The following is a 15,535-nucleotide window of genomic DNA, read 5'->3' on the forward strand; positions in this document are numbered from 1 at the left end:
TAGCAATAATTCAGGTATTAACAACTTAATCACACGGCATTATTAAAAAGGTAAAACCACCTGATAGTTGCTAACCCATGACAAAAGCCTATTGCTCATAGTCAATAACAAGCACTCTTGCTTTGTCAGGTATGATTTTTAAATGTGGACTACACTGTATGGAGTATGTGTGCTTGTAGAAATCAACGATTTTGGGATAAAACGTGATCGGTTGGTTGGCTACTTCGTACTAAAATGAGAGTTTATCAGTAGGTAACGTAGAAGTTATAGTTAAGGGTATCTTCTTTTGAAGTAGTGGTATTTATAACGGTTAATTCTAAGGTCCAAAGCATATTATTTTCTGAGCAAATGCCAACCATGGTTTCGCTTTTCCATAAGTCGCCTTGCTTTACAAACTGCTGCGGAATAAACCCCATATACATAGTGATGCCCTTCAACTTTGCTTGTTTTATTTTTATATCATCAGGCAGTTTACTGAAAATTGTAAAAGGTGTTTCAGGTGAAAGAGATTGATGACTAAGCCACACTTTCACATTATTCGGGTAAATACATTCTAAGTTAGGTTCGCAGTTTGAGTTTTTAAGGACCGTTGCGTTTTTATGCTCACCAGAATCACAGGCGGTTAATAGTAAAAGTAACAAAAACACATAACATAATTGGGTTGCTTTCATAAAAATTCGCTCCGAATAAAAGCAGATACTAATAATCAAGCTTATAAATGACAAGCATGGCCCACTAAATAATCAAATTTAGGCACTCAGCTAATCAAAAAATAGACAACAAAGCCACAAAGTTTGATTGATGTCATAATATTACGTAATTGACCTATCTTTTTTAGGCCAAAAAATTTATTATTTCCCTCGCAAAAATTAGGGTTTCTCGAGTTTGTTTTCTGAAGCATTCATGCTTTGAACGTTTTAGGTAACATGCTTGTGAAGTAATAGTAGGCCCCACTTTTCAAGTGGGTAATTCATTTCTAAACGCATTTATTGCAGCGGAAGCCAGAAAATGAGCCAAACAGTAGCATCACAAACTGAGTATAACTATAAAGTTGTACGCCAATTCGCTATTATGACAGTGATTTGGGGCATCGTTGGCATGAGTATTGGGGTTCTGATTGCTGCCCAATTAGCTTGGCCAGCACTTAACTTTGATACACCATGGTTAACTTACTCTCGACTACGTCCGTTACACACGAACGCAGTAATTTTCGCATTTGGTACAAGTGCACTTTTTGCGACGTCTTATTACGTCGTTCAACGTACTTGTCAAACGCGCCTTTTCTCAGACAAACTTGCCGCAATTTCATTTTGGGGCTGGCAGCTAGTTATCGTATTAGCAGTAATTACTTTACCACTTGGTATTACAAGCTCTAAAGAATACGCAGAACTAGAATGGCCAATCGATATTCTAATCGCAGTTGTTTGGATTATTTATGCAGTTGTATTTTTTGGTACTTTAATTAAACGTAAAGTGTCGCATATTTATGTTGCTAACTGGTTCTACGCTGGCTTTATCATTACTGTTGCGGTGTTGCACATTGTAAACAGCATGGCAGTGCCTGTCTCGTTAACTAAATCGTACTCTATTTACGCAGGTGCAGTAGATGCAATGGTGCAATGGTGGTACGGACATAACGCTGTAGGTTTCTTATTAACCGCTGGTTTCTTAGGCATGATGTACTACTTTGTACCTAAACAAGCGGGTCGCCCTGTTTACTCTTACCGTTTATCGGTCGTTCACTTTTGGGCACTTGTATCTTTATATATTTGGGCTGGTCCTCATCACCTTCACTACACTGCACTTCCAGATTGGACGCAAAGTTTAGGTATGGTTATGTCAATTATCTTATTCGTTCCATCTTGGGGCGGTATGATAAACGGTATAATGACCTTATCGGGTGCGTGGCATAAACTGCGTACTGACCCAGTACTTCGTTTCTTAGTTGTATCATTATCTTTCTACGGTATGTCTACGTTTGAAGGCCCGATGATGGCAATTAAATCTGTGAACGCATTATCTCATTACACAGATTGGACTGTAGGCCATGTTCACTCAGGTGCACTTGGTTGGGTAGCTATGATTTCGATTGGTGCTATTTATCACCTTATCCCTGCACTATTCGCACAAGGTCGTATGTACAGCATCAAGCTTGTTAACACCCACTTCTGGTTACACACTGTTGGTGTTGTTTTATACATTGTTGCAATGTGGATTTCTGGTGTAATGCAAGGTCTAATGTGGCGTGCAGTTAATGCCGACGGTACATTAATGTATAGCTTTGTTCAGTCTTTAGAAGCATCGCATCCCTTCTACATAATGCGTTTTGTTGGCGGTGTATTCATCGTAACAGGTATGTTAGTTATGGCTTATAACGTTTTCCGTACAATTTCAGCTGAAAAAGAATCACTGAAGTTAGACGCGCAAGCACAATTAGCATAACGGAGTGAGATGATGAGCAATAAAAATTCACAAAACAAACACGAAATAGTAGAAAAAAACGTTGGTCTTATGGCCATACTGACTGTTTTTGCTATCAGCTTTGGTGCATTAGTTGAAATTACTCCACTTATGTTCCAAGACGACACAACAAAACCAGTAGATGGCTTACGTCCTCTAAATGCGTTAGAAATGGAAGGTCGCGATATTTACGTGCGTGAAGGTTGTTATAACTGTCACTCGCAAATGATTCGCCCTTTTCGTGACGAAGTTGAACGTTACGGCCACTACTCTGTAGCAGGCGAGTCAGTATGGGATCACCCTTTCCAATGGGGTTCTAAACGTACTGGACCTGACCTTGCTCGTGTTGGTAAACGTTACTCGGACGATTGGCATTATGCTCACTTAGTGAACCCGCGTGATGTGGTTCCTGAGTCTAATATGCCAGGCTTCCCTTGGTTAGCAGAGAACACAGTTGATACCAGCTTAACTCTGAAAAAACTACAAATTTTCCGTGATACATTCGCTATCAACCCAAAAAACCCTAAACACTTGGGTTTAGGTTACGGTAGCGATGAAGAACTAATAGCTGACGTTGCCAAAGTTGATGCAATGAATGACGGTAAAGGCGCAACAGAAATGCAAGCCCTTATCGCTTATTTGCAACAGCTTGGCACGCACTTGAAGTAATTATTATGGATTACGGAACATACAGAGGCATTTTAACTCTGGTAATTTTAGTATTGTTTATTGTGATTGTTGTATGGGCATACAGCAAGCGTACCAAAAATCGTTTTGACGACGCTGCTAATGCCATTTTTGAAGATGAAAAAAAACATAACAACACACTCTCTAACGAGGAAAAGGAGTCTGAAAAATGACTAGCTTTTGGAGTATTTGGGTTATTGTTTTAACCCTAGCATGCTTACTTATTATCTTTGGCCTATTAGTGTGGAACTTAAAAAACTACGCTGGTGTTGAAGAAGGTGAAGATTGTGGGCATGAGTATGACGGTATTACCGAACTTAACAATCCACTACCTAAGTGGTGGACTTACATGTTCTTCGCAACATTTATATGGGCGGTTTACTACTTAGCGGCTTATCCAGGTTTAGGTAACTGGGAAGGGTTAGGTAAATGGACAAGCTCTAATCAGGGGATTACCTCTTTAGCGGAATCTAAAAAAGCAGTTGCAGATGCTAAAGCAGAAGGCCGTTTTGTAAAGCTTGATAAAGAGTACGAAGCAGCAGAAGAGCGTTTTGGTCCTATTTTTAACCGACTTGCAAAAGTACCTGTTTTAGATTTGGTTCAATCTAAAATCGATGGTGATGCAGCACAGCAGCTAGCCCTTGAAAATGGTACTGAGCATGAACAAACAGATGGTCAATTAGCACTAGAAATTGGTCAACGTTTATTCTCTCAAAACTGTGCGCAGTGTCATGGCTCTGATGCACGTGGCGGCATTGGCTTCCCTAACCTAACTGATAAAGATTGGTTATACGGTGGCACACCAGACAAAATTAGAGAAACTCTTCTAATTGGTCGTGTTGCAGCTATGCCTCCTTGGGGTGCAGCATTAGGTGAACAAGGTATAAAAGAAATGACAGCACACGTGCTTAGCCTTTCTGGTCGTACAGTTAACCAAAAAGATGCAGCTGCTGGTGCAGCTAAGTTTGCAATGTGTGCAGCATGTCACGGTGCAGACGGTAAAGGGTCGGTTGCTCACAACCTACCGTTTGGCGCGCCTAACCTGACGGATAACATTTGGTTATACGGTGGTTCTCAACGTGCCGTTGAAGAAACTCTGCTTAACGGTCGTGCTGGTGTAATGCCAGCGTGGAAAGACATTTTAGGTGAAGATAAAATCCACCTTTTAACAGCGTACGTTTACAATTTATCGCAAGATAAATAAGCAGGCTGTTAATAGAATGTTTATAAATTAATTTATTAAATTCAATAGATTAATCCAGATCAAAAAAGCCTCCACTTGGAGGCTTTTTTTTAGTCTTTTACGTACAATTACTATAAAATAACCTCTTCGAAACTAACATTAGAGTCACTATGCAACCTACTCCGTGGTATAAAAACTTTTGGCCTTGGTTTTTAATTTTTTTCCCGCTAGCAGCCATTGTTGGCTGTATTACTTTACTGATAACGGCAATTGGCAACGGCCCAGATATGGTTGTTGATGATTACTATAAAAAAGGTAAAGCAATTAATTTAGAGCTCAGTAAGTTCGAGAAAGCAAAAGCACTTTATTTACATGGTGAATTAGCCGTAACTAACGACCGAGTGAGTTTTAAATTTACCAAAGGCGATAGCAGTAATGTATCGGCTTTAAAAGTATCGTTTTATCACCGCACAATTAAAGCTCACGATTTTGAAGCGACACTTACAGCTAATGCAAACAAAGAATTCACCGCACTACTTGAAAATTACACTGAGGGTGCCTACTCCATTTTTATTGAACCTATCGATAAAACATGGAAATTAAAAGAAAACATTACCCTACCCACGGTTGAAACCGTTTTAGTTACGCCAAACTATAAGTAGTTATTACTATGTCTACCTCTTGCTTTCATTGCCTTGAGAGTGTGCCAAAAGGATTTAGCGCCACAGTTACAATAGACGATACCCCCCAGCCAATGTGTTGCATTGGCTGCCAGGCCGTAGCGCAAAATATTGTTGAGCAAGGAATGACTGATTACTACAAGTACCGCACAGTCAGTGCAGGTAAAGTAGAGCAACTTGTTCCTGAGCAATTGGCATTTATTAAAAGTTATGACAACGAAGATATTCAAGATGAATTTATAGCCACAAGTAACAATATTTCAGAAGTATTATTGAGTGTTGAAGGCATTACGTGCGCTGCATGTGCGTGGCTTATAGAAAAGCAATTATTGAGTTTAAACACCATAAAGCGAGTGGATGTAAATACCTCAACTAACCGTGCAATGATCCAGTGGGACAAAACAGCGACACCACTTAGCGAAGTGATTACTTCTTTGGCCAAAATTGGTTACAAGGCGTACCCATTTCAGGCCGATACCGAAGCACAACAAAAGCAACAAACTGCCAAAGCATATATTCGCCGCTTAGGCGTGGCAGGCTTAATGACAATGCAAGTAATGATGTTTGCATTTGCCATGTATTTTGGCATGTTTTCAGGCATGGATAGTAATTTTGAACAGTACTTTAGATGGATAAGCTTAGTACTTGCTTCTCCCGTTATTTTGTATAGTGCCCTGCCCTTTTTAACGAATGCAATTAATGGCTTAAAAGCTAAGCAGCTTAATATGGATTTACCTGTATCCTTAGCCATTTTTGGCGCCTACGGAGCCAGTTGTTATGCCACTGTTATGCAAGTTGGTGAGGTATATTTTGAATCTATTTGCATGTTTACCTTTTTATTATTACTGGGTAAATATTTAGAATTTAGAGCACGCTTAAAAGCAAGTGAATACACAGCAAACCTTCAAAAGTTACTACCATTAACGGCTCGCACGCTTACAAATAGTGGTGAAGAACTCATTATTGCGGCTAAAAAGCTTAAACTTAATGATGTTGTGCTTATTAAAGCAGGTGAAACCATTCCCGCCGACGGTGAACTCATTAAAGGTAAAACGACGGTTGATGAATCAATGATGACCGGCGAGCACCAACCGGTTAACAAGTTCATAGGTCATAATGTGTATGCCGGCTGTGTAAACCACGATGGTGTTATTGAAATTAAAATAAATAAAATAGGTCAAAATACACTTTTAAATCAAATTATTCGTCTGCAACACAATGCACTCACAAAACGCCCCAAGCTGGTCGAAATAACCGATAAAGTAGCACAAGGCTTTGTAGCTTGCTTATTAGTATTTGCTTCGTTGACCGCCATTGGTTGGTATCAAATTGATCCCGAGCATGCTTTTTGGATCACTATTTCAGTATTAGTCGCAACCTGCCCTTGCGCTTTAAGCCTAGCAATACCGACAGCCCTAACATGTGCAATTGCCAGCCTAACCAAAAAGGGGATTTTAATTAAACAAGCCCATGTACTTGAAACCCTCTCGAAACTAACTTTATTTGCATTTGATAAAACAGGCACACTCACACAAGGTAAATTTAGCCTTGATGAAGTAGATATTATCGACAACAGCTACTCAAAAGATGATGTAATGGCTATTGCTGCAATGTTGGAGCGTTTTTCTGAGCACCCGATTGCAAGTGCATTTGACGGCTACACTCCAGCAAAGCATACGTTGCATAACATTGAAGTGCACGCAGGTTTAGGGATCAGTGCACAAGATGAAACCACCCACTACGCTATAGGTAAAAGTGGTTGGTTTGATAGTAAAAAAACAAATGCGCAAGCCAGTTTGTATATAAACAAACACGTTGTGGCACGTTTTTATTTTGTAGATAAAGTAAAGCACGATGCCGAAAGTTTAATTAAATCGTTACACGCACAACAATTAACTTGCCACATGTTAACTGGTGATGCATCAGATGCGGGGAACAAAGTAGCTAAGCAATTAAAATTAGACAGCGTACAATCTGGTTGCTCACCACAAGATAAACAAACCGCCGTAGAGGCATTTTCATCTCAAAATGAAGTGGTCGCTATGGTGGGTGATGGTATAAACGATAGCCCTGTATTTGCAAGTGCCCATTTATCTATTGCAATGGAAACCGGCGCTGATATATCAAAAAACAGCGCCGATGTTGTACTGCTAAATAGCGATTTAGCGTCTATTGATCACTTACTCAATATAGCTAAACAGACTCGGCGTATTATTAAACAAAACCTAACATTGTCTTTATTATATAATGGTTCAATATTACCGCTTGCAGCACTTGGGTTAGTTGCTCCCTGGATGGCCGTCATTGGTATGTCTGCCAGTTCGATTATTGTGATATGTAATTCACTGAGGCTATTAAAGTTATGAGCATAATTTATATTTTGATCCCCATCGCCATTTTGTTTGTACTTATTGCTATTGGCGTATTCTTTTGGGCAGTAAGAAGCGAGCAGTTTTCTGATTTAAACAAACAAGGCCACAGTATTTTGTTTGAAGATGACAAAGAGCAGCATAATAAAAGCAATGATTGACCCTTTATACATAAGCGCATTTCTAATGGGTTTGATTGGCAGCGGCCACTGCATAGCAATGTGTGGAGGCATTGCCAGTTCTTTACAATTAGCCAGCGACAAACGTAAAACACTTACCTATTCATTTGCTTATAATACAGGGCGAGCAATAAGTTACATGCTTGCAGGCTCACTCGTTGCGGGTATAAGCAGCCAATTTGCTAAACAAAACACATCATTCTCTATAACGCTTTCATTTATTGCTGCCATTTTTATGCTTTTGGTTGGCGTTTACATAATGCGTTTAGGTCCAACATTGCAATGGCTCGAAAAAATAGGCAAAACGCTTATTTGGCAGCATATAGTGAAGCTTAATAAATATTTAATGCCCGTTAACTCATCGGTTAAAGCATTAGGTTATGGCGCATTATGGGGGTGGTTGCCATGCGGTTTGGTTTACTCTGCGCTAACCTGGGCAATGACGAGCCCAACAGCATTTGATGGCGCAATAGTGATGTTATGTTTTGCACTAGGTACATTTCCTGCCATGATCACAGTAGGCATTGCGGCGCAAAAACTTAATAGCATTATAAATCATCCTTGGACCCGAATAGTATTAGGCAGTGTTATAATTTGGTATGGTATCTACTTATTGATTATTGCAACCGATAAGTTAGTACATTAATGTTAATATTCATTAACCTTTCAGGTTTATTTACCCCTGTATATAAAAACTAAAACGGATAAAATTATGGATTTCACTCAAAGTCGCGCTAAAGGTAATTGTGCTATTAGCTGTAATAACTGCAGCATAAGCCAATTGTGTTTACCGTTTTCGTTAAATGGCCAAGAAATGGATAAGCTTGACGAAATTATTGAGCGAAAAAAACCATTACACAAAGGTGACTATTTATTTGAATCGGGTGCACCATTAAAAGCGATTTATGCTGTACGCTCTGGCTCATTTAAATCATACACCTTGTCTGAGCAAGGTGATGAGCAAATTACTGGCTTTCATTTAGCAGGCGATTTAGTTGGTTTTGATGCAATTAGTAAAATGACACATCAGAGCTTTTCCCAAGCCCTAGAAACCTCAATGATTTGCGAAATTCCCTTTGACACCCTTGATGAACTTGCAGGTAAATTACCTAAACTACGCCAGCAAATAATGCGTTTAATGAGCAGTGAAATTACCTACGATCAAGAAATGCTTTTACTGCTTAACAAAAAATCGGCAGAAGAACGCCTAGCTAGTTTTGTTTATAACTTATCGGAACGATTTGGTGAGCGTGGTTTTTCGCGTAAAGAGTTTAGGTTTACTATGACCCGTGGTGAAATAGGTAATTACTTAGGCCTAACAGTAGAAACCATTAGCCGTTTATTAAGTCGCTTTCAAAAAGCCGATTTAATTAAAGTAGAAGGCAAGTTTATTACTATTTTAGATAATGATGCACTTGCTAAAGCAGCAGCCATTGTTAAATAGGTATACATTGATATAGAACAACAATTTATGTGCTAAGCCTTTAACTGTTTTGTATTTGAGTTACACTAAAAGTACACCAGTTAGATAAATGGAGTAGCACATGAACACAATTAAACGCATTCTCGCGGTTATTGACCCTACCAAAGACGATCAACATGGTTTAGCGCGCTCAGTCGAACTGGCAAAAAAATCTGGCGCAACAATTACAGCATTCATGACGGTCTATGACTTCTCTTATGAAATGACAACGATGCTTTCAGGCGATGAGCGTGAAGCGATGCGCGAAGCCGTTTTAAAAGACCGCGAACTCTGGCTCAACGATTTAGTTTCACCTTACAATAACTTAAATATTGAAACATTAGTTGTTTGGCATAACCGCCCTTACGAAGCCATTATTGAAACAGTTATCGATCAAAATTACGATTTAGTCATTAAAAGTACTCATCAACATGGCGCACTAAAATCGGTAATATTTACCCCTACAGATTGGCATTTGGTGCGTAAATGCCCTACTCCAGTATTATTTGTAAAAGAAATGGCATGGCCTGAAAATGGCAATATTTTAGCTGCTGTTAACGCAGTGAGCGAAAATGATCAGCATATAGCGTTAAACAAACGAATAATTAAAGACGCGCAATTTTTATGTGAGCTTGCTAATGCAAAACTTAACTTAGTCAATGCATACCCTGCCACCCCTATTAATATAGCCATTGAAATACCAGAATTTAATCCAAGTCTTTACAACGAATCAGTTAAAAAACACCATATAGAATCAACTAATGCACTGGCTACTGAATTTACATTAACTACTGAGCAATGCTTTATTGAAGAAGGCTTACCAGAAGATGTAATTCCTGATATTGCAAATCGTTTAAATAGTGAATTAGTGGTTATTGGAACCGTTGGCCGTACTGGGTTAAGTGCTGCGCTAGTTGGTAATACTGCAGAGCATGTAATAGATAGCCTAGACTGCGATGTATTAGCACTAAAACCGGACGGCTATGTAAGCCCACTGGCAAAAGATTAATAAATTTTGCTGTAGCTCCCGATATGCTAATAACATATAATACGCCCCTTTATTTCTAGCAAGTAATTTGCCGCATTGTTTACTAAGGGGGCGTAGTGTCTAACTCAGCTCAAGCTAAAGCTCAATATAACTTTAATAAGTTACAAAAGCGTTTACGCCGTTTAACTGGCCAAGCAGTTATGGACTTTAACATGATTGAAGAAGGTGACCGTATAATGGTTTGCCTCTCTGGTGGTAAAGATAGCTATACAATGCTTGAAATGCTGCAGCACCTTAAACGTGTTGCACCGATTAAATTTGATCTTGTGGTTGTTAATTTAGACCAAAAGCAGCCCGGCTTCCCTGAACATGTTTTGCCCGAGTACCTAGACAAACTCGATGTAGAGTACAAAATTGTAGAAGAAGATACCTACAGCATTGTCACCGACATAATTCCTGAAGGTAAAACCACCTGCTCGCTTTGTTCTCGCTTACGCCGTGGTATTTTATACCGCACAGCTAAAGAACTTGGTGCAACTAAAATTGCCCTGGGTCATCACCGAGACGATATGATTGAAACACTGTTTTTAAACATGTTCTATGGTGGAAAACTAAAAAGTATGCCTGCTAAATTAATGAGCGACAACGGCGAGCATATGGTTATCCGCCCGCTTGCGTACTGTAAAGAAGCAGACATTAGCAAATACGCGTTTACTCAAGGCTATCCTATCATTCCGTGTAACTTGTGTGGTTCTCAAGAAAACTTGCAGCGTAAACATACAAAAAACATGTTAGCGCAATGGAATAAAGACCATCCGGGTCGGATTGAAAGTATTTTTACAGCAATGCAAAATGTTGTACCATCTCATTTAGCCGATGCTGAATTATTTGATTTTGAAAACCTAAAAACGGGTGAAGTGATTGATGGCGGCGATATTGCACTCGACAAGCCAGATATTCCTAAAGTACCTGTCAACAGCGATACAGACGAAGAAAACGCTGGCGTTGTTACAATTAACTTAAGCTAACTAAGTTGTATTTTTTGGGTTTGCATTAAAGCAAACCCAAAACTAGTTTAACCGTCGGCTAATCCTTTTAAAAACTCCAAGCTTAATTTTTCTTGCTCATTAGGTTGATATGGCAGCTGTTGTAAACTGTCAAAAGGAAAGTCATTTATATCAAAGTGGCTAATTTCACTATTACCAAAACTGTTTCGCTCGCCAGGACTTGGCGACATCCTTTCAATTACAAATCCACTCAAACGCATATCAGCCATGCCTTGCGGCAAAATTGACCAGTGCGCTTTTAAATCAATCGTCTGGCTTCCTTCACTTAAACGTTGTTTACTGACCAAGTGCGCAAGGGGTGTGTCGCCAGTAAAAAGGTTCGCCCGAATACGGTACAGGCCCTTTTTTACTACTTTTAAATTGGCGGGTATAAGCATTTTTTCACTTTGTGGGTATGCCGACTCAAAACCAATAAGTGTCGCACTCGGTGGCATATATTGAATTTGTGCCACTACAGGGATTTGTTTCCCATCAATATTAGCTTCAACAAATATTTGTAAATTTCGCGGGTAGTCTTCCTCTGCTTTAAAAATAACATTGGCTTCGCCCTCTCGCGCGTTACTTTTATAAGTTGTTACTATCTCTTTTGTATCTGTATTGGCAAGCTCTACAATCACATTTTTAAGGCCACCTGCGCTGACTTTTAATGTTATTTCTTCTGGATATACAAACCTATATTTACTAAGACTGACTGTAACCGCATTTCCTTTGTCATCTATTGGGCTTTCAACAGGATAAAATTGATTAGGTTTTAAACGGTCTTCATCAAATTCAGACAAGGGTTGTGAATACGGTGGATATTTAAGTGCATGCTCGTATTGAGTGGCAACTTGCTCTGCTGCTTTTGCTAAGTTGCTATTATAATCTGTTGTTAATTTATGCTTCTGTGGTGATTTAGCGGGCAAATTTGCAGTGCTTTTTTGTAAGTTTGATTTATGCTCAACGGTGGCAGGCTGTTTTACCTTAACAACAGAAACCTCAGTCTCTATCTCTTCTTGAGAGGGCCATACTAGTAAAGCAAATATAGCCATTATTGAAATGACTACTAGGATTTTTTTTATCATTTATACTTCAATCCTTATAAAAAGTGCAGCTTAAAAAAGCTGCACATTTAACGCTTATGGGATCACATTATAAATTAATGCAGAAGCACTCGTTGTGTTTGAGTTTTTAATATAACGGTAGTTCTTTTTCCAAAACCACGTACCCGTTGTTTGATCAAATGTATTAAAGCCAACATTTTGTCCGTCGACATTAATATTATTCATAGCAATGGTTACATTACCTTTACGCTGAGCATTATGAATTTCATTATGACTGTAGCTGTCACTCATCATCATAGGGTAATGGTTAGGCATAAAACTATTTACCGCATCACTTTGTGATTTTAATCGACCATCAGTACCAATACTGCTGCTACAGCTACCAAATGAACGCGCTGAGCTTGCACCACATGATGAGTGCGACGCGACAACCGAATCATCATTACCTTTTAAAAATGCGCCAGTGATCCCTAAGTATTCATTACCGTCGGCAACAAAACGTAAACGAGGTGTACGCGCATCTGGAAATGGAGAAATTTTACGCGCATTATTTACTTTTAAATCATGTAACACGCCAACCGCTTCAGTAACATCGCTTCCTAGCCACCATCTGAGTGCTGCATCTATAGCAAAATTCCATGAGGCACCGGTTAGTGCGCTTACAGCAACATCAGCAAGCTCACTACCGCCACCAGCACCAGCTAAATCGAATGTAGCAACTATATTAAGTGGAGAAAGCCCTGCGTTTTCAAGCCAGTTTGCTTGGTTATCTATAATATGGCGTGCAATTAAATCCCCAGTAGAGTGAGTCACTAATACACAGCCATCGGCACATAAGTTTGAGCGCGATAATTGCTTTAATTTAGGCCAAACCCAATCTGTTGCTATTTTACCTTCAACACGCTCGTAGGCAGGCCAATCAATTCGCTCATCTGCTCGGTTATTCCAATAGGACTGCCAATATGTTTCGCCATCGTTTACAACGTCGCTACCTGATTTATTGGTTATTTGAGAAACCTGCAAGCCATGAATTAATATTATTTTGTGATCTTTACTCGCAGCTGAAAAGCTCATTAGCATAGCAAGGCATGCGCCTAGTATATGTTGTGGCTTTAGCCATTTGTGTGTGTGTGTGTTGTTCATAAAATTCCTTAATGTGTGTGTTTAATTTTTTTAGTTAAGGTATTCATCGTCAATATCTTTTTGTGCTGAACAGAAATAATTACGCATATGTAAGGCTTATATCTCACATTAACGACGTTAAAAAATTCTTATTTAGAGCAACCAAAAAGCGAATTTTTTGCTGGCTATCAACATGTTTTTTCACCCTCAAACTAGATCACTTAATTAGGCGAGTTGGTATAAAGTACTTAGTTAAGCAATGTGTGTAACTCATCAGTCCAGACAATGACCAGTATTAGGAACAAAGTATAAAAATGCAACAATTTATTATCATTTGTAACATATATAAAATTTAATCTAATTAAATCAATATAGTAAGAATTGTTATATTTGGGATTGTTATGGGGAGGTTTGTAATATTAAATATTGATGAGGCGCTAATAATACACAGTACCAAACCTAAATGATTTTAAGTTTGGTACACATAGATTTGGTTATAACAATTATTGACCTTTAAGCTCGCTTGTAAATTGCCCTATAGCATTTACAACTTCTTGAGCACCATTTTGTATTTCAGTCATTACATGTCCAGACTCTTTAGATAAAGCTAAGCCTTGCTCTGCTTTTTCTTTACCTTTTTCAATCACATCTACTGTGTTTTGAGTCTGAGATTGGTTACGCTGTACAACTTCTACAATTTCCTCTGTTGCTTTAGATGTGCGCGATGCGAGTAGACGAACTTCGTCTGCTACAACGGCAAACCCTCGGCCTTGCTCACCAGCACGAGCGGCCTCAATGGCTGCATTGAGTGCAAGTAAATTAGTTTGCTCTGCAATACTACTAATGCTTTGCACAATACTCGCTATTTGTTGAGATTGTTGATCTAATGCAGAGATTTCGCTTGCCGCTTGTTCCATATTAATTGCAAGCTCTGTCATTACTGCCACAGTGTCTTTAACTACTTCAGCGCCTTGCTCTGCTTTTTTATCTGTTTGTGTTGAGGTGCTGTAGGCAATTTCGGCAGCTTGCGAAATTGCAATTTCTCGATTTACTTGTTCTGTAATTACCGTGGCAAACTTCATTACTTTATAAAGCTTTCCGGCATCATTAGAAATAGGATTGTAAGAGGCCTCTAACCAGACAATGTTGCCATGCTTATCAACACGTTTAAATCGAGACGCTATAAACTGACCTTGCCTGAGTTTTGACCAAAAGGCCTGATACTCTTGTGATTCAGACTCTTCTCGTTCACAAAAAATACGGTGATGCTGACCCAAAATTTCTTTTTCTTTATAGCTCATAGCGTCTAAAAATTGCTGATTAGCTTTTAAAGCATGCCCTTCTAAATCAAATTCAATAACCGCCATAGAACGATAAATTGCTTTAATTGTGTCATTTTGCTCACGCGATGCTGAAATTGTTTTGGTTAACACAGTACAAAAAATAGAAAAATACAAAAGCTGATCTTGCTCTCCTTTTACAGGATGAACAATTAAACGTAACCACTCAACTTGACCGTCTTGGCGAATAAATTGTAACGCGCCCCCCCAATGGCCCTCTTTTTTAATCGCTTTTTGTAAGCTTTTGTACTCGTCAGAGTGCTGGGAGTGTTCAGAAATAATATCTACAATTGGTGTATTAATAATATGATTTTCTCGATAACCCAACATTTTTAATAGCTGTTCATTAGCGTGGGAAATTCGTCCGTCATAAAGAATATTAATTACTAGCATTTCACGATTAAGGCCTTCCCATACTTGTTGTAGTGGGTAAAGCTCTGCTTTTAAAGATGCTATTTCGTTTTGTTTACTATTAGAAAAAAACATTAATATCCTTACTAATACTCGAGGTATGAAATTTATAAATGCAGAGGCTAATTTATCTACGTGATAAATGAAATTTGCCCTAGCGTTAAATATTTTGCTTAAAGTTCAACCAAAACCAAGACTTTTACATGGTAAAGTAAATACTTAACACACATTTGGGATCATTTATTACTTTAATATAGCCTACATATAAGTCAAACTTTACGATGGGCTATTTTACTAAAATCACTGTTTAAGCCCCATTTACGCTTTTAAATGCAGTGATAGTGCAGGTAATAACGTTTCTATGCACTGGGCGTTTTCTTCATATTGGTGACTTATACGTACCCAACCGTCTGTTCCCATTATTTGTAGCGAGGTTATTTCTACGCTATCGATGTTTTCGTATTGAGTGCAACACAGCCCTTTTACTCTAAATATGCCAGAACTTGTAGTAATGCGATTTATTGTAAATGAAGTTTTCATAAGG

16 protein-coding genes are annotated in these 15,535 nt (G+C 38.8%); 11 read left to right on the plus strand and 5 right to left on the minus strand.

All coding sequences use genetic code 11. The annotated features are described in order from the left end of the window. Positions 1-245: 245 nt before the first annotated feature. Positions 246-671: a hypothetical protein gene (locus ACFI34_RS01555; protein WP_462672154.1), complete on the minus strand. Its 426-nt coding sequence runs from the start codon at positions 669-671 to the stop codon at positions 246-248. Positions 672-1,008: 337 nt separating this feature from the next. Between ACFI34_RS01555 and ccoN the strand changes: the two genes are divergently transcribed. From ccoN to ttcA, 11 genes are all read left to right on the plus strand, one after another. After that, the gene (gene ccoN, locus ACFI34_RS01560) at positions 1,009-2,442 is read left to right on the plus strand and encodes a cytochrome-c oxidase, cbb3-type subunit I (protein ID WP_006794295.1); all 1,434 of its coding nucleotides are present in this window, start codon (positions 1,009-1,011) and stop codon (positions 2,440-2,442) included. A gap of 12 nt (positions 2,443-2,454) precedes the next feature. Next, the gene (gene ccoO / locus ACFI34_RS01565) at positions 2,455-3,129 is read left to right on the plus strand and encodes a cytochrome-c oxidase, cbb3-type subunit II (protein WP_462672155.1); all 675 of its coding nucleotides are present in this window, start codon (positions 2,455-2,457) and stop codon (positions 3,127-3,129) included. 5 nt (positions 3,130-3,134) lie between these two features. Beyond that, positions 3,135-3,320 (plus strand): CcoQ/FixQ family Cbb3-type cytochrome c oxidase assembly chaperone, encoded by a 186-nt coding sequence (locus ACFI34_RS01570; protein WP_006794297.1) that lies wholly within the window; start codon positions 3,135-3,137, stop codon positions 3,318-3,320. Beyond that, positions 3,317-4,351 (plus strand): c-type cytochrome, encoded by a 1,035-nt coding sequence (locus ACFI34_RS01575; RefSeq protein ID WP_462672156.1) that lies wholly within the window; start codon positions 3,317-3,319, stop codon positions 4,349-4,351. Before ACFI34_RS01570 ends, ACFI34_RS01575 begins: the two co-directional genes overlap by 4 nt. 149 nt (positions 4,352-4,500) lie before the next feature. Continuing rightward, positions 4,501-4,992, plus strand: a complete 492-nt coding sequence (locus ACFI34_RS01580; RefSeq protein ID WP_462672157.1) for a FixH family protein — start codon at positions 4,501-4,503, stop codon at positions 4,990-4,992. A gap of 8 nt (positions 4,993-5,000) precedes the next feature. Continuing rightward, entirely contained in the window at positions 5,001-7,376 is a 2,376-nt protein-coding gene (locus ACFI34_RS01585) for a heavy metal translocating P-type ATPase (RefSeq protein WP_462672158.1), read from the plus strand. Then, entirely contained in the window at positions 7,373-7,540 is a 168-nt protein-coding gene (gene ccoS / locus ACFI34_RS01590) for a cbb3-type cytochrome oxidase assembly protein CcoS (protein WP_006794301.1), read from the plus strand. Before ACFI34_RS01585 ends, ccoS begins: the two co-directional genes overlap by 4 nt. Then, complete coding sequence (locus ACFI34_RS01595; RefSeq protein ID WP_462672159.1) at positions 7,533-8,204, plus strand: sulfite exporter TauE/SafE family protein; 672 nt, start codon at positions 7,533-7,535, stop codon at positions 8,202-8,204. Before ccoS ends, ACFI34_RS01595 begins: the two co-directional genes overlap by 8 nt. A 66-nt stretch (positions 8,205-8,270) precedes the next feature. Further along, entirely contained in the window at positions 8,271-9,002 is a 732-nt protein-coding gene (locus ACFI34_RS01600) for an FNR family transcription factor (RefSeq protein WP_462672160.1), read from the plus strand. Between the two features lie 100 nt (positions 9,003-9,102). Beyond that, entirely contained in the window at positions 9,103-10,029 is a 927-nt protein-coding gene (gene uspE, locus ACFI34_RS01605) for a universal stress protein UspE (RefSeq protein ID WP_039037900.1), read from the plus strand. Positions 10,030-10,124: 95 nt separating this feature from the next. Then, the gene (ttcA, locus tag ACFI34_RS01610; RefSeq protein WP_008126427.1) at positions 10,125-11,036 is read left to right on the plus strand and encodes a tRNA 2-thiocytidine(32) synthetase TtcA; all 912 of its coding nucleotides are present in this window, start codon (positions 10,125-10,127) and stop codon (positions 11,034-11,036) included. Between the two features lie 47 nt (positions 11,037-11,083). Here ttcA and ACFI34_RS01615 read toward each other — a convergent pair whose 3' ends face one another. The 4 genes from ACFI34_RS01615 to ACFI34_RS01630 form a co-directional block, all read right to left on the minus strand. Continuing rightward, complete coding sequence (locus ACFI34_RS01615) at positions 11,084-12,139, minus strand: hypothetical protein (RefSeq protein WP_462672161.1); 1,056 nt, start codon at positions 12,137-12,139, stop codon at positions 11,084-11,086. 54 nt (positions 12,140-12,193) lie between these two features. Beyond that, a complete protein-coding gene (locus ACFI34_RS01620) occupies positions 12,194-13,261 on the minus strand; it encodes a hypothetical protein (protein WP_462672162.1) in 1,068 nt (355 codons plus the stop codon). A 482-nt stretch (positions 13,262-13,743) separates the two neighbouring features. After that, the gene (locus ACFI34_RS01625) at positions 13,744-15,066 is read right to left on the minus strand and encodes a methyl-accepting chemotaxis protein (RefSeq protein WP_462672163.1); all 1,323 of its coding nucleotides are present in this window, start codon (positions 15,064-15,066) and stop codon (positions 13,744-13,746) included. 243 nt (positions 15,067-15,309) lie between these two features. Next, on the minus strand, positions 15,310-15,531 hold the full coding sequence (locus ACFI34_RS01630) for a hypothetical protein (protein ID WP_462672164.1): 222 nt from the start codon (positions 15,529-15,531) through the stop codon (positions 15,310-15,312). Between the last annotated feature and the right edge of the window lie 4 nt (positions 15,532-15,535).

The sequence above is a fragment of the Pseudoalteromonas sp. PSi26 genome (genome assembly GCF_054960575.1).